15 protein-coding genes are annotated in these 18,506 nt (G+C 59.5%); 10 read left to right on the top strand and 5 right to left on the bottom strand.

Annotated features, from left to right (window positions below; translation table 11 throughout):
• Positions 1–3: 3 nt before the first annotated feature.
• The 4 genes from brxL to ACOCG7_RS30750 all read left to right on the top strand — a co-directional run bounded on the left by brxL (position 4) and on the right by ACOCG7_RS30750 (position 4,448).
• Complete coding sequence (gene brxL / locus ACOCG7_RS30765; protein WP_421378510.1) at positions 4–2,046, top strand: protease Lon-related BREX system protein BrxL; 2,043 nt, start codon at positions 4–6, stop codon at positions 2,044–2,046.
• 297 nt (positions 2,047–2,343) lie between these two features.
• Positions 2,344–3,174: a hypothetical protein gene (locus tag ACOCG7_RS30760; RefSeq protein WP_421378507.1), complete on the top strand. Its 831-nt coding sequence runs from the start codon at positions 2,344–2,346 to the stop codon at positions 3,172–3,174.
• Positions 3,175–3,375: 201 nt separating this feature from the next.
• Positions 3,376–4,041: a DUF433 domain-containing protein gene (locus ACOCG7_RS30755; RefSeq protein ID WP_421378504.1), complete on the top strand. Its 666-nt coding sequence runs from the start codon at positions 3,376–3,378 to the stop codon at positions 4,039–4,041.
• Positions 4,038–4,448, top strand: coding sequence for a hypothetical protein (locus ACOCG7_RS30750; RefSeq protein ID WP_421378501.1), 411 nt, complete (start codon positions 4,038–4,040; stop codon positions 4,446–4,448). Before ACOCG7_RS30755 ends, ACOCG7_RS30750 begins: the two co-directional genes overlap by 4 nt.
• 223 nt (positions 4,449–4,671) lie before the next feature.
• Here ACOCG7_RS30750 and ACOCG7_RS30745 read toward each other — a convergent pair whose 3' ends face one another.
• Positions 4,672–6,351, bottom strand: a complete 1,680-nt coding sequence (locus ACOCG7_RS30745) for an anti-phage dCTP deaminase (RefSeq protein ID WP_421378498.1) — start codon at positions 6,349–6,351, stop codon at positions 4,672–4,674.
• Between ACOCG7_RS30745 and ACOCG7_RS30740 the strand changes: the two genes are divergently transcribed.
• The gene (locus ACOCG7_RS30740; RefSeq protein ID WP_421378495.1) at positions 6,350–6,604 is read left to right on the top strand and encodes a hypothetical protein; all 255 of its coding nucleotides are present in this window, start codon (positions 6,350–6,352) and stop codon (positions 6,602–6,604) included. The genes ACOCG7_RS30745 and ACOCG7_RS30740 overlap by 2 nt on opposite strands.
• A gap of 943 nt (positions 6,605–7,547) precedes the next feature.
• On the opposite strand, the gene gyrB is transcribed toward ACOCG7_RS30740, so the two are convergent.
• The 3 genes from gyrB to dnaA all read right to left on the bottom strand — a co-directional run bounded on the left by gyrB (position 7,548) and on the right by dnaA (position 13,054).
• Entirely contained in the window at positions 7,548–10,022 is a 2,475-nt protein-coding gene (gene gyrB, locus ACOCG7_RS30735; RefSeq protein ID WP_073427908.1) for a DNA topoisomerase (ATP-hydrolyzing) subunit B, read from the bottom strand.
• Positions 10,023–10,136: 114 nt separating this feature from the next.
• Positions 10,137–11,240, bottom strand: a complete 1,104-nt coding sequence (gene dnaN, locus ACOCG7_RS30730; RefSeq protein ID WP_073427907.1) for a DNA polymerase III subunit beta — start codon at positions 11,238–11,240, stop codon at positions 10,137–10,139.
• A 218-nt stretch (positions 11,241–11,458) separates the two neighbouring features.
• Positions 11,459–13,054 (bottom strand): chromosomal replication initiator protein DnaA, encoded by a 1,596-nt coding sequence (gene dnaA, locus ACOCG7_RS30725; RefSeq protein ID WP_073427906.1) that lies wholly within the window; start codon positions 13,052–13,054, stop codon positions 11,459–11,461.
• A gap of 384 nt (positions 13,055–13,438) precedes the next feature.
• On the opposite strand from dnaA, the gene rpmH reads away from it, so the two are divergent.
• The 4 genes from rpmH to yidC all read left to right on the top strand — a co-directional run bounded on the left by rpmH (position 13,439) and on the right by yidC (position 16,104).
• On the top strand, positions 13,439–13,573 hold the full coding sequence (gene rpmH, locus ACOCG7_RS30720; protein ID WP_004198824.1) for a 50S ribosomal protein L34: 135 nt from the start codon (positions 13,439–13,441) through the stop codon (positions 13,571–13,573).
• 28 nt (positions 13,574–13,601) lie between these two features.
• A complete protein-coding gene (locus ACOCG7_RS30715; RefSeq protein WP_073427905.1) occupies positions 13,602–14,087 on the top strand; it encodes a ribonuclease P protein component in 486 nt (161 codons plus the stop codon).
• An 85-nt stretch (positions 14,088–14,172) separates the two neighbouring features.
• The gene (gene yidD, locus ACOCG7_RS30710; protein ID WP_007180115.1) at positions 14,173–14,403 is read left to right on the top strand and encodes a membrane protein insertion efficiency factor YidD; all 231 of its coding nucleotides are present in this window, start codon (positions 14,173–14,175) and stop codon (positions 14,401–14,403) included.
• A 30-nt stretch (positions 14,404–14,433) separates the two neighbouring features.
• Positions 14,434–16,104 (top strand): membrane protein insertase YidC, encoded by a 1,671-nt coding sequence (gene yidC, locus ACOCG7_RS30705; RefSeq protein WP_073427904.1) that lies wholly within the window; start codon positions 14,434–14,436, stop codon positions 16,102–16,104.
• Between the two features lie 105 nt (positions 16,105–16,209).
• Here the strand turns inward: yidC and ACOCG7_RS30700 are convergent, their stop codons facing one another.
• Entirely contained in the window at positions 16,210–16,629 is a 420-nt protein-coding gene (locus tag ACOCG7_RS30700; protein ID WP_073427903.1) for a transcriptional regulator, read from the bottom strand.
• 374 nt (positions 16,630–17,003) lie between these two features.
• Here ACOCG7_RS30700 and mnmE point away from each other — a divergent pair, with 374 nt between their 5' ends.
• Entirely contained in the window at positions 17,004–18,398 is a 1,395-nt protein-coding gene (gene mnmE, locus ACOCG7_RS30695; RefSeq protein WP_073427902.1) for a tRNA uridine-5-carboxymethylaminomethyl(34) synthesis GTPase MnmE, read from the top strand.
• Positions 18,399–18,506 lie beyond the last annotated feature (108 nt).

Genomic DNA, 18,506 nt, shown 5'->3' with positions numbered 1-18,506 from the left:
GCCATGAGCAACGGAGCGACCCCGACACGAGACGCGCTCGACGACAAAGTCAACCGCCTGTTTGCCGGGAAGGTGGTGCGCAAGGACCTCGTCCGAAAGGTGAAGGTCGGCGCAAACGTGCCGGTCTTCGTCCTTGAGTTCCTCCTCGGGAAGTACTGCGCTTCAAGCGACGAGATTGCCATCCAGATGGGCCTGCAGGTCGTCAACGACACGCTGGCCAACAACTACATCCGCTCGGATGAGTCGATGCGGGCGCAGGCCATGGTGAAGGACCGCGGCCGCCACACCTTCATCGACAAAGTGAAGGTACGCCTTGTCGACTCGAACTACTGGGCCGAGGTCGCGAACTTCGGCCACAAGAACGTGCATATCCCCGAGCACTACGTACGAGACTATGAGCGCCTTGTGATGGGCGGCGTCTGGGCGCAGGTGGACATGCGTTTTGAGTACGACGAGGAATCGCGCGGGAAGAACCCCTTCTGGATCGACAAGCTGACTCCGATCCAGATCGCCACCTTCGATCTCGAGGAGTACCGGCGTATCCGCAGCGAGTTCACTGGCGATGAGTGGCTCGATTTCATCATGCGGAGCATGGGTTATGAGCCCAGCGAGATGTCGAGACGCCTCAAACTGCTGTTCCTCGTGCGGTTGATTCCACTCGCGGAGCGCAACTACAACCTCGTCGAACTCGGGCCGCGTGGTACAGGCAAGAGCTACGTGGTGCAGGAAGTGTCACCATACTCCGCATTGCTGACGGGGGGAACCACGGTGGCGAACCTGTTCGGTCACATGTCGGGGCGGCAGAAGGGTATGGTGCAGATTTGGGACGTCGTTGGATTTGACGAAGTGGCCGACCTGCAGAAGATGCCGAAAGAGGTCATTACAACGATGAAGACCTACTGTGAGTCCGGCACTTTCCAGCGCGGCCAGGAGGCGGTATCCGGCGACGCTAGCATCGCTATGTTCGGCAACACCAATCAGCCGGTGGACGTGATGGTGCAGACAGGCCATCTGTTCGCCCCCATGCCGGACATCATCCGCGACGACATGGCGTTCATCGACCGCATGCACTTCTATCTTCCAGGCTGGGAGATCCCGAAGATGCGGAACGATCTGTTCACGAACCACTATGGTTTCGTGGTCGACTATCTTGCGGAGGCGCTCCGCGAAATGCGGAAGCACAACTTCACCGAGATCATCGATCGCCATTTTTCCTTGGGAGCTCATCTCAACGCTCGTGATCGTAAGGCTGTACGCAAGACGGTTTCCGGGCTTATGAAGATCCTGTATCCGCACGGGGGAGTGACTCACGACGAGCTCGGTGAAATTCTTGAGCTTGCGCTGGAGGGGCGGCGACGGGTAAAGGAGCAGCTCAAGAAGATGGGCTCCTTCGAGTACTACCACACCTCATTCAGCTACACGCTGCAGGAAACGGGTGAGGAAAAGTTCGTCGGTGTTCCCGAGCAGGGAGGGCGCGATCTAATCGCGATCGATCCGCTGCCGCCCGGCACCGCCTACACCGCTGGCGTGACCTCAGACGGAACCGTCGGCCTGTACCGAATGGAAGTGTCCATGTCGAATGGCACAGGCAAGCTCAGGCTGGCGGGCGGCGTATCGGGCACCATGAAGGAGTCGGTGCAGCGTGCGTTCAGCTATCTGCAGGCCAAGAAGTCGGAACTCGGGGTCGCTCGGGACTTCGACGTCGCCGACTTCCACGTTGAGGTCATCGATCTACTGGCGAACCGGGTCGAGGCCGAGTTGGGGGTCGCTTTCTTCGTTGCCTGTTACTCGGCGCTGCGCAAGGCTCCGGTCAGCCCGGCCCTACTGATCCTGGGCGACATGAGTGTGCAAGGGAACATCAAGCCGCTTCGCTCGCTGACCGAACCTCTCCAGGTCGCAAGGGATAACGGTGCAAAGCGCGCGTTGATTCCGATCGAGAACAAGCGGAGCTTTCTAGACGTCAGCGCCGACATTATGGAACACGTCGACCCGATCTTCTATGGCGATCCGAAGACCGCGGCGTTGAAGGTGCTTGGCGGCCCCTGACGTATCATGGCCAGAATTGAAGGGATCACCGAAGCATGTCGGTCTCTACGTCCCGCCTTGCTGGGAGGTTGGGTAAGATCATTCCCCAGCCATAGATCTACCGGCACAATTCGCGCGTTGCGTCCAGCCAGTTGGGTTTGTCTCCGTGACGGCTACCGTAAGAGGATGGCGAAGGCCGCTCTCTGGACTTCGATTAGCTGGCGTCTACTACCGCGAAAGCCGACTGGAGAGCCATAAGTAATCGGACGTTTCGCCGTGCTTACATTTCCGCTCATATCGTTGTCTGAGAGACAAAACATGGTGATCACTACTGCGACGGTCTTGGCTGGCGCTGCAGATTTAGCACTGGACAAGGCAAAGGATGCACTCTTTGACATGGTCAAAGACAAGGTCATCGGACGGTGGACCGAGCATCGAGCGCGGCAATTCTTTGGCGCCTTCATCGATGAGGTCCGCAAAGAAGACGACGTTCTAACCACGTCGGCGGAACTGAACGACATGCTTCAGTCGATCGCAAATAACGATGAACGGACGAGCGCTATATTCGACGCGTACCGCCGGGTAGCGCTTTCAGCAAGCAAGGACATCGGCCCGATGGTGATCGGGCTCCTTACCGCCCGTATCGTGCTTGAAGATCGAAGTGCTGACGAGATTGAGGAGATGGTCTTCGAAGGCGCCGAAGTACTCAACGATCGCGACTTCACGTCATTGCAGGCGTGGATGAAAGGGTTTGTCCACGATGACATGGAATATAAGAAAGCGTTGGAAAATCAGACGCTGGGCATTGGTTCGCGCGGCCCGATAGCTGTGTTAGTCAAAGGCGGTTATCAGCCAGCCGTGACTATCACTAGAACTGGGATAGCACCAACAATCTCTTACCAGCCGAGGGTGCCAATGACCAACGATGAAAGTCCATTGAATCTTTTCAACGACATCGGCCCATTTGCACTGAAGCTTAGGAATATCGGTCTACTCGAGGAGTCGAATTCACCGCGGGGACACCCGCGAAAGCCGGACGGCACGAACTACTACTTACGCGTGAGTCCTGCTTGTGAGCAGCTTTACGGCCTCACAATGCGCGCCAGCGAGGCAGCCGCTATCAAGCGCGGTGCAGAGCAAGATCGGTAAGGCGCATAGGTCGCCGCGCTCGGGCCTTTTATTGCCGCTGAACAAATGCTCTGTGCATATATCCAGCAGCCCCGCACCATCGTCGACGCGTGGTGAGCTCGAGGTAATCCTGAAAGTCAGGCGTTCCAGTTAGGCAGGGCGCGTCCTCAAGACGCTCCTTGGCTGTGGAGGTCGTCCTCGGATAAACGGTAGAATGCGGTCATGGATCTGACCGGAATTGGCCTCTACACGCTTCAGGAAGCGGAAAGGCTCACTGGCGCCGACGCGCGAGAAGTGAGCCGGTGGCTGTTCGGCTATTCGTTCAAGGATGGCATCAGTCCGCCACTTTGGACCACCCAACTTGCCGAGCTTAGCGAGAAGGTCATTGGCTTCAAGGATTTGCTGGAGTTGCGGATCGTGAAGGCTTTCCGAAATCACGACGTTCCGCTGCGGGTGATCCGTGCCGCCATTGATAACGCGAAGGCGATATTTGGGACAGAGTACCCCTTCACGGCGAACCGCTTCCTCACGGACGGGAAAACGGTCTTCTACGAAGCTTTGAAGGAACAGGGCGAGATCGAACTAACAGACCTTGTGAGGCGACAGCTTGTGTTCGAACATATCGTTCGGCCGGAGCTTTACGCCGGCATCGAATTCACGGCTGATGGTCAGGCCAAGCGTTGGTTTCCTCTGAAGCGCAGTAGCGTTGTGGTCCTCGACCCTGAGATTGCTTTCGGCAAACCCGTGTTGGCCGAATACGGGGTGAGAACCGATCTGGTTGTCGAGACGTACAGGGTGGAGAAGAGCAAAAAGATGGCCGCTTCACTGTATGGCATCCCCATCTCTGCTGTTGACGCCGCCATCCGCTACGAGCGGTTGGTTGCATGAGGTATTTCTTCGACAACAACCTCTCGCCTCATCTCGCTCACGCCGTAAGTGAGCTTTGTAAGGTCGAGGAATCTGTCGAAGCAGTAATTCACCTACGCGACAAATTCGCCGCAAACGCCAAGGACCACGACTGGATCACCGCTCTGGCTTCGGAGGGGCACTGGGTGATATTGTCCCAGGACGGACTGCGCAAAAACGATCTTGAGCGGAAGGCACTTCGAGAGTCGGGCCTAATCGTTTTCGTGCTCCAGCGTCAGTGGGCAGAGCGGCGGCACTGGGACAAAGCGCAAAACCTAGTCAAGTGGTGGCCAGCGATCATGGACCAGAGTCGGCGTATCAAAGGCGGGGCGGCGTTCCGAGTTCCATGGCGGTTCGGCGCTGGTCAGTTCGAACAAATCAAGCTCTAAAAACAGTCACGGCCGAATCGGTCAGCTCCGACAAAGGATGCGCGACTTCCCTCAATCCAAATTTCGGAAGTAATTGTCGCTGATCGCGCGGTAGATCGCCTGATCCTGAGTGGATGCCTGAGCTGGGGCCTTGACGGGGGGGGAGGGTGTCGGCGGACCTGCCTTATTTCCGGAACCGGCCGGCGGTGTTTGCCCGCCATCTAAGGTAACGAGTACTGGCAACTCAAGCTGGCGGTTGCGAGTTGAGGTTTTGCGCATGCGCATTCTCCTGTTGAATTAGTTCTGGAAATCTCAGTTGCTTGCTCGTGATTTCCGCAACAACAACTTCCTCAAGTCGGGGAATCGCCCTCAGACTAACGCGCGTCGAAGGCACGGCTTCCAAACGCCTTGTCAAGTTTAGCACGCCGTCCTTCTTCCTTGATCCGCCCTCAAATAGCTCGATGAACCGACGCGGGGCGATTCCGTCGAATTGAAGAAGTCGAACTTTTTCGCCGGCTTCACTCGATTCAGTGAGGGCGTCTGCGTGCAGGCGTGTTGCCAGGCTTTTCCGATATGGCTCGATATAATGCACCTCTGAAATGCCGGCCGCCACGATATGTCTCGCGCACGAGTGGCACGGATAGGTCGTCACGTAAAGTTTCCCACCTATGACGCGGTCGCCTGCAACCCTGCTGGCGCCCAAGATGGCATGCATTTCGGCGTGGACAGCGCGGGAAAACTCGATGAGATCCCTCACACGTGAGTCGTCGAGGATCGTCTGGGCTGCCTTTTGCTGATGCTCCTCGGGGAGCATGCCCGTCGCTACGAGTGACTCGACGATCTTCGCCGCGATCGTTTTCTTTTCACGATCGTTGTGGCAGGCCGCTCCTGTCTGGGCAAAGCAGCGCTCCTCGGCGCTAGCGATCGGCAGTCCACGAAATTTTGTGTCAAAGGGTGGTTTTCCGTAAAGTCCGCCGCCGCTGCGTGGTACGTCGTTCCAACCTACCGCCAGCAATTCTCCAGTCGTCGTTGTTACTGCCGCACCCACTTGGCGAGAAATGCACGCAGAGTTCCTTGCGGCTGAGGCTGCTGAGTACATCGCGGTTTCCTCAGGCGATGGTGTCTCGATTGACGTCCTGAAAATCAGATTGAAAAATCTGCGAAGCTTTTCGACCAGTTGAGCAACGGCCTTGGATTCGGAGGGCGCTACCTCCGAATGATCGACACGCAGGAAGAAATCACAGCGAGGAAAGGTATCGCGAACGGATTGCCCGTGAGAGAACTCTTCGCCAGAGTCCATATCAATGAGCTGCTTGATTTCGTCGGGTAACAGCGCACCCGGGCGCTCAAGGTTGCGCTGTCTCACCTCGAGCGGTGAGAAGACTCCGATAGCAAATAACGCGTCCCCGTACACAAGCCGCAGGAGGTCGAGCTCTGAACTATTTTTGATCGAATCGATGACGTGGCAAATGCGATGCCGTCGGATCCGCGTTCCTTCTGGCGCGTTCGCGTCGTTTGCAGTGTCTTTGAATCCACCAAAGGCCTTCTGCCGATCGGCTCCAATCTTGGCGATTGCGAGTTTGGCGAGAATGTCGCTCTTGTGGGTCCGACGGAGTTTGTCGCCGACTCGAATCAAAGACTCGATTCTGGCGAACTCGCTTGTGAGATCAATCGCCCCGTCTTCGGCGTTAAGGCGGATGAATTCGCTCAGTCGAACCCTTTCGGTCCGATAGCCAAATTCGCTCAGCGCATGCGTAATTTGTTCAGCAGCAGCGTGGAGCGGAGATCCGATCGGCCCGCACAGGGCGATAACCAGTTCCGGCGTTAAACTCGCGGTAGCCTCTCCGGTAGAGTCAATGTCTCGCTCTACATTGGTTCGCGTCGCAGCGTCCGCTTTCGCGCTCTGCAAGTTGGCTGCCGCCATGGAGGGCCCCCATTATTCTATTTTTACAAGCTTCACTGGTGGCCACGAGTTTGCGCTAAACAATTCTGCTGAGCAATCGGGGGCGATGCGAATGTTGTGGGAAGTCGACCCGGATTTCGCCAGCCTGCCGCAGCCGACTGCGAAACGGTGGGCGCACGTAGATGAAATCCGATTACATGCCGGTTACACGGAAAAAGAAAAAGGGCTTGCCAGCAAAAACCGGCAAACCCTTGGGCAGCTTGGTGGGGCGTGAGTGACTTGGACACCCGACCTTTAGCAGATTAGAACCGTCTTGACTGCATCATGCGCACAGTGCGCGACTTATAAGCCTCTGGGACGACGTGTACCATTTCTGCAACACTGGTGGGCCGAGCTAGTCGAGTTGGGCTGCGCGTCAAAGCGAGCTAAGCACCTTCACCAGATAGTTGGGCAAGCGTCAAAATTGAGAATACTTATGGGGGCATCTATTCCGTTTGGACGCCTGGTGCGCTTATGTGTGAGGAAACAGGAAGATTAGTTCGGTCCTCCTCCAAGGCGATTCTTGAGCGGTACGCCGGACAGAAGAACCGAGGCGTGTTCCCAAAAGCTCGCAAACGCCTCGCTCCTGAGGCGGCACGGCACTGTTTTGGCCCGATCTACGGCACCAAAGGCAACGGTCGGAGACACCGGTTGACCTGATGCACTCCGTCGTCCAATCGTGCGGAAGCGGCTGCTTTGAAAAAATATTGGTTGAACCCGCCACCATAGCAATTGCCAGAGAGCCAAACGCCAAAAGGGTTACAGGCTAGTCGACTGTAACCCTTTTAATTTCGTTGATGGGAACAATTCTAGCGCCGAGAGTCCCGGCCAGAACCAGGCCGCCGCGTCTAGCAAGGGACGAAGCGTTTTTAAGCGGGTCGCAATCCGTCACCTTTAGAACAGTAGCCGCCAATCGGCCGTCCACCATCGGATTGAGAGCCGGCTTCCACCCTGAAAACGTTCCGCGTGGGCCTAACGACCACTGCTGTCGGATGACAGGAGGGAAAATCCAATCATTTCCGTGCATTCGAGTCTAGCTAACTCAGCGCTAGTCCAACAATTTCTATTTCCCTGCACTTCACGTCTAAGTAGGCCAGTCTCATTAACTACGTCCCACAGTCGCAAAACTGTGGCGCCAGTCGCACTTACTCTGGCGCCCTACGCGACACGGACGAACACTAAACATCAATATTCCCCGCCCGCAACGCATTCGACTCAATAAAAGCCCTACGCGGCTCCACATCATCCCCCATGAGCGTAGTAAAGATCCCATCAGCCGCAATAGCATCCTCGATCTGCACCCGAAGCAAGCGACGCACGGTCGGATCCATCGTAGTCTCCCAAAGCTGCCCGGGGTTCATTTCACCGAGGCCCTTATATCGCTGCTTCGAGATATTGCGTTCAGCATCCGCCAGCAACCACTTCATGGCAGATTTGAAGTCATTAACCGCCATACTCCGCTCACCGCGCTTAATGACAGCTCCAGCCCCGATCAACCCCTTAAACGTATTAGCGGTATTAATCAGCTGTTGGTAATCAGCGGTCAACTGGAAATCCTGATCCAGCACGGACACCTTCTGATTCCCATGATGCGTCCGCGCCACCTTCAGCGAGCGCAGTTCACGCACCGGGTCATACATCGTCGTAACGGTGACCTCGGGCTTTAACGCATCATCCCGCAGCTTGGCCTCAAGCGCCTTAGCCGAAGCCTCCGCCGCTTCCTCACTGGAAAGGTCGATCACGACCCCGTCCATCACCGCCTCGAGCGCCCCAGCGTCATACAACCGGCTCAGACGATTCACCACGGCTTGAGCAAGCAAATAAGCCCGAGCCAGTTCACCCAACGCATCGCCGGTAATCGCCGTCGCGTTCTCAGCCGGCACGAGTTCCGACCCCTGCAACGCCAGCTTCAGAATGTGAGCATTAACCTCGGACTCATCCTTCATATACCGCTCGTCCTTGCCCGCCTTGATCTTGAAGAGCGGCGGTTGCGCGATATAGATATACCCGCGCTCGATCATCTCCGGCATCTGCCGATAGAAGAACGTCAGCAGCAGCGTCCGAATGTGCGCGCCGTCCACGTCAGCATCGGTCATGATGATGATGCGGTGATAACGCAGCTTGTCCAGGTTGTAATCTTCCTTGCCGATCCCGCAACCCAACGCAGTAATCAGCGTCACAATCTGCTCCGAAGAAAGCAGCTTGTCATAGCGCGCCTTCTCCACATTGAGCACCTTGCCGCGTAGCGGCAAGATCGCCTGAAACTTCCGATCACGCCCCTGCTTCGCCGAGCCGCCCGCCGAGTCGCCCTCGACGATATAAATCTCCGACTTCGCCGGGTCCTTCTCCTGGCAATCCGCCAGCTTTCCGGGCAAACCGACGCCGTCCAGAACGCCCTTGCGACGCGTCATTTCACGCGCCTTGCGAGCCGCATCGCGCGCCCGCGCCGCATCGACGATCTTGCCGCAAATGATCTTCGCGTCGTTCGGCGTTTCCAGCAGGAATTCCTCGAGCGCCTTCGCGACCACATCTTCCACCGGCGCGCGCACTTCCGACGACACCAGCTTGTCCTTGGTCTGCGCGCTGAACTTCGGCTCCGGCACCTTCACCGACAGCACGCACGACAGCCCTTCACGCATGTCGTCGCCGGCCGTCTCGACCTTTGCTTTCTTCGCGACTTCGTGATCGGTGATGTACTTGTTCAACACGCGCGTCATCGCCGCACGCAATCCGGTCAGGTGGGTGCCGCCGTCGCGCTGCGGAATGTTGTTCGTGAAGCACAGCACGTTTTCGTTGTAGCTGTCGTTCCACTGCATCGCCACTTCCACGCCCACGCCGTCTTTCTCGCCGCTCACGTGGAAAATGTTCGGGTGCAGCACGGCCTTGTTCTTGTTGATGTACTCGACAAAACCCTTCACGCCGCCCACGAACGCGAAATCTTCTTCCTTGCCGCTGCGCTGATCGAGCAGGCGAATCCGCACGCCGTTATTCAGGAACGACAGTTCGCGAATCCGCTTGGCGAGAATGTCGTAGTGGTATTCGACATTGCCGAAGATCGTCGCGTCAGCGAGGAAGTGCACTTCGGTGCCGCGGTTTTCCGTGTCGCCGATCACCTGAATCGGCGACACCGTCACGCCGTCGATCTCTTCCAGCACGCGGTTCTGCGGCACGCCACGGTGGAATTCCATGAAGTGCTTCTTGCCGTCGCGGCGCACCGTGAGGCGCAGCCACGCCGAGAGCGCGTTCACGCACGACACGCCCACGCCGTGCAGGCCGCCAGACACCTTGTAGCTGTTCTGGTCGAACTTGCCGCCCGCGTGCAACTCGGTCATCACGATTTCAGCGGCGCTGCGCTTCGGATCGTGCTTGTCGTCCATCTTCAGGCCGGTGGGCACGCCGCGGCCGTTGTCGGTGATCGAGATCGAGTTGTCCGCGTGAATGATCACCTGGATGTCGTTGCAGTAACCGGCCAACGCTTCGTCGATCGAGTTGTCCAGCACTTCGAATACGAGGTGATGCAGACCGGTCCCGTCCGATGTATCGCCGATGTACATCCCGGGCCGCTTGCGCACCGCCTCCAGACCTTCGAGGATCTGAATCGAGGAGGCGCCGTAGCTGCTGTTATCGGGTTGCGAATTGTTCGTTTCAGTCATGGATTTTTTCCGGTTCTGCGTTACTGCAAGGTTGCTGCTCGGGACTTTTCAAAACACCATAAAAACGCCAAAGGGGCGCTGCGCCCCTTGGTGTGTTCGTGGTTTTTGGACGCGTTAGATGCGCATCGGCATCACGACGTATTTGAATTCGTCGTTCTCGGGAATCGTGATCAACGCGCTGGAGCTGGCGTCGCCCAGGCTCACTTGCAACATGTCGACCTTCAGGTTCGCGAGCACGTCGAGCAGATACGTGACGTTGAACCCGATATCGACGCTGTCGCCGTCGTACGCGATTTCCAGTTCTTCCTGCGCCTCTTCCTGATCGGCGTTGGTCGACATGATCTTCAACTGGCCCGGCTCGATGATGCAGCGCACGCCCTTGAATTTGTCCGAGGTCAGAATCGCGGCGCGTTGCAGCGAGCGCTGCAGTTCTTCGCGGCCGATCACGAACTGATTCTTGTGCGACTTCGGAATCACGCGCTGGAAGTCGGGGAATTTGCCTTCCACCAGCTTCGACACCAGTTCGACCTGGCCGAAGGTGAATTTCACCTGCGTGGGCGCGATGTCGATCTCCAGGGTGTCGTCGATGTCTTCCAGCAGGCGCTGCAATTCGAGAATCGTCTTACGCGGAATGATCACTTCCTGGCGTGCGAACGAGCCTTCGATCTTCATCGACGAGAACGCCAGGCGATGGCCGTCGGTTGCGACCGCCATCAACTGGTCGCCGTCCACCACCAGCAGCATGCCGTTCAGGTAGTAGCGGATGTCCTGTTGGGCCATCGAAAAATGGACCATGCCGAGTAGCTGGCGGAACGTTTTCTGGGGAACCACCAGGTTCGCGCCGTAGTCTTTAGCCTGAGCGACGGTCGGGAACTCATCGGCCGCGAGCGTTTGCAGCGCAAAGCGGCTCTTGCCGGATTGCACGGTCAAGCGCTTGTCGTTCAGGGTCAGCGTGACCTGTCCGTCAGGCATCGCGCGCAAGATGTCGAGGAGCTTTCTTGCCGCCACCGTGGTCGCGACCGAATCGCCGCCCACGCCGAAATCGGCGCGCGTGGTGATCTGCAACTCGAGGTCGGTCGACAGGAACGACACGTCCGGGCCGTTCTTGGTAATCAGCAAATTGGCGAGGATCGGCAACGTATGGCGGCGTTCGACGATGCCGCTCACGGTTTGCAGCGGCCTGAGGAGGTTATCGCGTTCGGTCTTGACCAGTTGCATAGAGTTCCTTCGTTGATATGACGACCTGCGCGCCTGGCTTACCAGTTTTCCGGCACGCAGCCCCGGCCCCCCGCCGGCGCCACGCAGCGCCCGTCACGGCGTGAAATCCGCCCGCGGCCGCCGGGCGGTTAAACCTGTATTGTGCCTGAAAACGGAACCGCTTCCCTAAAATGGGGGCGAGTTCCGAAATAAACAGATCGATTTTTCCATGGAGCCGCCTAGCCCTTCAGGGTCTGCTCCAGTACGTGCAATTCGTGGTTCAGTTGCGCGTCCTTGCTGCGCTCGTCGGCGATTTTGCGCACCGCGTGCAGAACGGTGGTGTGGTCGCGCCCGCCGAACAGTTCGCCGATTTCCGGCAAACTTTTCTGCGTCAACTCCTTCGCCAGATACATGGCGATCTGCCGCGGCCGCGCGATATTCGCCGGACGCTTCTTCGAATACATGTCCGCGACCTTGATGCTGTAAAAGTCGGCGACGGTCTTCTGGATGTTTTCCACCGAAATCTGCCGGTTTTGCACCGTCAGCAGATCTTTCAGCGCTTCTTTCGTCAGTTCGATCGTGATTTCACGGCCGTGGAACTTCGAGTACGCGAGGATCTTGCGCAACGCGCCCTCGAGTTCGCGGACGTTCGAGCGCAAATGCTTGGCGACGAAGAACGCGACGTCTTCATTTAGGCTCACGAATTCCGATTGCGCCTTGCGCATCAGGATCGCGACGCGCATTTCCAGTTCGGGCGGCTCGATCGCCACCGTGAGGCCGGAGTCGAAGCGCGAGATCAGGCGGTCGTCGATGCCGGAAATTTCCTTCGGATACGTGTCGCTGGTGATGATCACCTGCGCCTTGTTCGCCACCAGCGCCTCGAACGCGTAGAAGAACTCTTCCTGCGTGCGTGATTTGCCGGAGAAGAACTGAATATCGTCGATCAGCAGCAGGTCGAGCGAGTGGTAGTAGCGCTTGAAGTCGTCGAACGCCTTGCGCTGGTACGCCTTCACCACATCGGACACATACTGCTCCGCGTGAATGTAGCGAATCCGCGCGCCGGCCTTGTCCATCAGAAGCTGGTTGCCGATCGCGTGGATCAGGTGGGTCTTGCCGAGACCCACGCCACCGTACAGGAACAGCGGGTTGTACGAGATGCCCGGATTGTCCGCGACCTGAATCGCCGCGGCGCGCGCCAGCTGGTTGGCTTTACCCGTCACGAAGTTGTCGAAGGTCAGCACCGGGTTGAGCTTCGAACGCTCGTACATCGAGTCGTTATCGCCGTTGCCGTTCGAGCTCGCGCTTTGACCCGGACGCCAGGTGCGGCGGGCGGCTGCCGCTTCGTTCGCGTCGAGGCCAGGAAGATCGAGGTCGGCGGCATCGTCAGCCGCCGCGCGGGCGTTCGCATGATGCATAGCCATCGCACCGTTGGCACGCGCGGCGTGCGCCACTTGCACCGCGCCGACGGCCGCGTCCACGGCGACCCCGCCGCCGTTCGAGCCAGACGGCTGGCCACCGCCCATCGAACCGGGCCCGGAAGACGGACGCGCCTGGGCCGGCGCCGTTGCCGCCGGCGCGCGCATACCGGCTTTCGGGTCGAGCACGAATTGAACATCCACGGGGGCCTGCCAGAAATCGCGGGCCATATCGGCGATGCGGCCGGAGAACTGGCTCTTGACCCAGTCGAGCTTGAAGCGGTTCGGCGCGGCGATGCTGAGCGTGTGCGCAGCGGCGTCGAAGGCGACCGGGGCCAACGGTTTGATCCACGTCACGTACTGCTGGGGCGTGAGCTCGCGCTCCAGCAATGCGGAACAGTGTTGCCAGAAATCGTTCATCGAGTTGCTGTCGTTATGGTGTGCACGGCGGTTCGCCGCTGCCCCTGTCGCGCGCACGCAACGAGGCCCTGAGCAGCCAGGCGCAATGGCTCCAGGCGCTTGTGCCACAAGGGTTTGCGGGGCAAGCGGGCCGGAGCGGCGTGCAGGATTTTTGGGAAGTAAGGCGAGATTCTAACGCCAAATCGGAGCCAAAAGGGAGTTATCCACAGGGACCGATCATCTCGGGAAGCACGCTCGGCCGGCGGCCGGGCCCGGCTAAACTATTGACGACCAACGGAAAACGGGTTTAAATAGCGGGTTCCGCGAAAACCAGTTCTGTAGACCTCCGGCCATTGCGCTTTCAGCGATGATCGCGCGGTTATTTTTCGATCAAGTGAGAGCAACATGAAACGTACTTACCAACCTTCCGTTACCCGTCGCAAGCGCACCCACGGCTTTCGCGTTCGCATGAAGACCGCCGGTGGCCGCAAGGTCATCAACGCACGTCGCGCGAAGGGCCGCAAGCGCCTCGCCATCTAAGGCAGCGAGCGGATTGCGCGCTCCCTCTGTGCCGGAAAGCGAAGCCCGCGGTAAAGCGGGAGCGGCTGGAGCGCAGCAACAGGGCTCGGTTCCGTTGCGAGCGCAAGCCGCCTTCCCCAAAGCCGCAAGGCTGCTGAAAACGGATGAATTTTCATCCGTTTTTCGTTTGCGCCCGTGGCGCCGCACTGCGCATTTCGTGGTGTACGGCCGGCCCACCGGCAAAGACGCTCGCTTGGGGCTCGTCATCGGCAAGAAGTATGCGCCGCGCGCGGCCACGCGTAATCTGGTACGCCGAATCGCGCGTGAGGCCTTCCGGCTGCGTCGCGCGGAATTCGGCGGTTGGGATGTGCTGCTGCGCTTGCATACGCGCTTCGACAAGAAGGCTTTGCCGAGCGCCTCGTCGCCGCCGTTGAAGGCGCTGTGCCGCAGCGAGATCGAGGCGCTGCTCGATAAGGCGGCGCGCGAAATTGTCCGTCGCGAGGCGCCGCCCGCGGAAGCGCCCAAGACGGAATGACGCTCAAGTGACCGCCCGTATTGCACGTATCGCAGGGCGTCGTCCGGTACTCCACGTTGCGCGGCGCCGTCGGGCCGCACCAGTCATGCAAACGGTACTCATCGCTTTATTGCGTTTCTACAAGGTTGCCGTCAGCCCCATGCTCGGCAACCGGTGCCGTTTTTACCCTTCCTGCTCTGATTACGCGCGCGAAGCAATCCAGTATCATGGCGCCGCGCGCGGGACTTATCTCGCCGCCAGGCGTATTTGCCGCTGCCACCCGTTTTCCGCGGGCGGCATCGATCTCGTCCCGCCTCCCACTTCTGAAAAGCGCTGACGCGCCGTTCCATCGACACTGAGACAACGCATGGATATCAAACGCACCGTCCTATGGGTCATCTTTTTCATGTCAGCTGTCATGCTGTTCGACAACTGGCAACGCGACCACGGACGCCCGTCGATGTTCTTCCCGGGTGCCACGCCGACCAAGACCGTCGGTAGCGCCGCACCAGGAACCACGACGCCGGGAACCCAGCCCGCCGATCTGCCGGCCACCAACGCAGCAACGAACGCAGCGGCGCCGGGCAACGCGCCGGCGGCAACGCAGTCGCAACTGATCAAATTCAGCACCGACGTCTATAACGGCGAAATCGACACCCGCGGCGGCACGCTGTCGAAGCTGTCGCTCGTCAAGCAAGGCGACGGCAAGCAGCCCGATCTGGTCATCACGCTGTTCGACCGCACCGCGAATCACACGTACCTGGCGCGCACGGGCCTGCTCGGCGGCGATTTCCCGAACCATAACGATGTCTATACGCCGTTGCAGAATCAGCCGCACGACCTGACGGGCGACGCCAAGTCGTTCCAGCTCAGCTTCGAGTCGCCGGTCAAGGGTGGATTGAAGGTCATCAAGACCTACACGTTCACGCGCGGCAGCTATGTGATCGGCGTCGACACGAAGATCCAGAACGTCGGCACGGCGCCGGTGAGCCCGTCGGTCTATATGGAACTGGTGCGCGACGATCAACCGGTGGAAACGCCGCGCTTCTCGCATACGTTCATCGGACCGGCTGTCTACACCGAGCAGCATCACTTCCAGAAGATCGACTTCAGCGACATCGACAAGAACAAGGCGACTTTCGCGGACTCGGCCGACAACGGCTGGATCGCGATGGTGCAGCACTACTTCGCGTCGGCGTGGCTTCCGCAGCAAGGCGCGAAGCGCAAGATCTACGTCGAGAAGATCGATCCGGCGCTGTATCGCGTCGGCGTGCAGCAGCCGGTGGCGGCCATCGCGCCGGGTCAAACGGTCGACGTTTCCGCGCGCCTGTTCGCCGGCCCCGAGGAAGAGCGCATGCTCGAGGGCATCGCGCCGGGCCTGGAACTGGTGAAGGACTACGGCTACGTGACGATCATCGCGAAGCCGCTCTTCTGGCTGCTCGAGAAGATTCACGGTTATGTCGGCAACTGGGGCTGGGCGATCGTGCTGCTCACGGTGCTGATCAAGGCCGTGTTTTTCCCGCTGTCCGCTGCGAGCTACAAGTCGATGGCGCGCATGAAGGCGATCACGCCGCGCATGCAGGCGCTGCGCGAACGCTTCAAGGGCGATCCGCAAAAGATGAACGCCGCGCTCATGGAGCTGTACAAGACCGAGAAGGTCAATCCGTTCGGCGGGTGTCTGCCGGTGGTGATCCAGATTCCGGTATTCATCTCGCTGTACTGGGTGTTGCTGTCGTCGGTGGAAATGCGTGGCGCGCCGTGGATTCTGTGGATTCACGATCTGTCGCAACAGGATCCGTTCTTCATCCTGCCGGTGCTGATGGCGGTCTCGATGTTCCTGCAGACCAAGCTGAACCCCACGCCGCCGGACCCGGTGCAAGCCAAGATGATGATGTTCATGCCGATCGCGTTCTCGGTCATGTTCTTCTTCTTCCCGGCGGGTCTGGTGCTGTACTACGTGGTGAACAACGTACTGTCGATCGCCCAGCAGTACTACATCACGCGAATGATGGGACAGTCGAAGGCGAAAACGGCCTGATGGTCGGCTGACGAAACACGAAAAGCAGTTGCAAAAAAAGCCGCCCGGTTTGCACCGGGCGGCTTTTTTTATTGGTGCAGCGTGGCAAGTCGCTCGACGCGCCGGCTACGCTTCGTCAGGATCCTCGCCGGCCAGCCGCTCGATCATTTCCTCGACCAGAAAGCGGTCCTTTGGATTAAGCGACACGACCTTTGAGACGAGTCTGGAGGCGTGTTCGATCGTCTCGGGCGTCACCGGATATTTCTCGCCGCGCGCCAGCGGCTTCGCATTCATGCCGGGCGACGGCCCGTAATGAAGCCAATGCTCCTTGACGTTCAACCACTCGGCCAGGGTCCGCAACTTATCGGGCTTCGGGATCGTCGTACCCGTGAGCCACTTATGCGCGGTTTGCGGCGTGACCGGCCGCTCGCCGTGATAGCGAAGGTTAAACTGCTGGGCAAGCTTGGTCCCGCCGCGAATCTTCAGCGGCTCCAGAAGATCCTTCAACCTCTTGGCGAAGGCGGCTTTTTCTTTGTTGGTCGGCATGGGCGAGATTGTGCAATTCGGCGCGCGCCCAGTTGACAACCAGACAAGCTTAGGTTTCTCGTATTTGAGATAAATTTAGCTTGCATGCCGCTTCCCACAAAGCCTTTCGTCATATCGCGGTTTTTTGGTCTTTTCCTTGTCTGATATGGCCTGCTCGCGCTTCCTTGTCCTATCAAAGCCTGGTTATTCCTAAGAAACACGGTATCAATCCTAGCTTGCATGAGATAAATCTGAATCGCCGGTATTGAACGGTAGGGGCCACCGACCGGCAGGGGAGCGCCGCAGTCGCTGGAGGCGTCCGCGTTACAATGCCTCGCGCCGTGTCGACGCACCCCGCACCTCCCTTCTCTCCGTTTTTTGCCACCTTTCTTTCCATGCTGACCACCGATTCCGATCCCATCATCGCCATCGCCACCGCGCCCGGACGAGGCGGCATCGGTGTCGTGCGGATTTCGTTCGGTCGCGCGGGAGAGGCGGCGGCCGAGCCGCTCATGCTGGCGCTCACCGGTCAAACACTCGCGCCGCGCCACGCAAGCTATGCGCCGTTCCTCGACGGCACCGGCAACGTGCTTGACCGCGGCATCGCGTTGTACTTCCCGGCGCCGCACTCGTACACCGGCGAACACGTGCTGGAACTGCAAGGCCACGGTGGTCCGGTCGTGCTGCAACTGGTGCTGCAGCGTTGCATCGACGCCGGCCGCGCGTTCGGCCTGCGTCTCGCGGAGCCGGGGGAATTCACGCGTCGCGCTTTCCTCAACGACAAGCTCGATCTGGCGCAAGCCGAAGCCGTCGCCGATCTGATCGAGGCCAGCACCGAAGCCGCCGCACGCTCGGCGGGCCGCTCGCTCGACGGCGCGTTTTCGCGCGACATCCACGCGCTGGTCGAAGAAGTGATCACGCTGCGCATGCTGGTCGAAGCGACGCTCGATTTCCCGGAAGAGGAAATCGACTTCCTCGAAGCCGCCGACGCCCGCGGCAAGCTCGCGCGCATACGCGAGCGGCTTGCGCTCGTGCTGAGCGAGGCGCGGCAAGGGGCGCTGCTGCGCGAGGGGCTGTCGGTGGTGCTCGCGGGGCAGCCGAACGTCGGCAAGTCGTCGCTGTTGAACGCGCTCGCCGGCGCCGAGTTGGCGATCGTCACGCCGATTGCCGGCACGACGCGCGACAAGGTCGCGCAAACCATCCAGATCGAAGGCATCCCGCTGCACGTGATCGACACCGCCGGCCTGCGCGACACCGAGGACGAGGTGGAGAAAATCGGCATCGCGCGCACCTGGAGCGAGATCGAACGCGCGGATGTGGTCCTGCATCTACTCGACGCGCGCACCGGCATGACCGCTGAAGACGAGACGATCGCCGAGCGCTTTCCGCGCGGCGTGCCAGTCGTGCGCGTGCTGAACAAGACCGACCTGACGGATCTCGCACCGACGGTGAACGCGCTCGATCCCGATCTCGAACTCAGCGAGGTGCGTCTGTCGGCGAAACAGGGCGACGGCGTGGCGCTGCTGCGGGACGAACTGCTGCGAATCGCCGGCTGGCAAGCGGGTGCGGAAAGCGTCTACCTCGCCCGCGAGCGGCATCTGATTGCGCTGCGCGCCGCCGCGGAGCATCTGGCGACGGCGGCCGCGCACGCCGATCAGAACTCGCAAGCGCTCGATCTGTTCGCCGAGGAGCTGCGTCTCGCGCTGGACCAGTTGAACTCGATCACAGGTGAATTTAGTTCTGACGACCTGCTGGGAGTGATTTTCAGCCGGTTCTGCATCGGCAAGTAGAGCGAGCTGGCGATTTCCGCCGTCTAGCTTGAAACAAAGGCCTTGCGGACTTCTTCCCGACCGCCTCGGCAGCCTCGGCATTCCCGCCGGTTGACCCAAAAGGCGCGA

The sequence above is a fragment of the Paraburkholderia sp. DD10 genome (assembly GCF_049177125.1).
GTDB lineage: Bacteria > Pseudomonadota > Gammaproteobacteria > Burkholderiales > Burkholderiaceae > Paraburkholderia > Paraburkholderia terricola.
The sequence above is the reverse complement of the archived record's forward strand: the minus strand, read 5'-3'. Positions and strand labels throughout refer to the sequence as shown.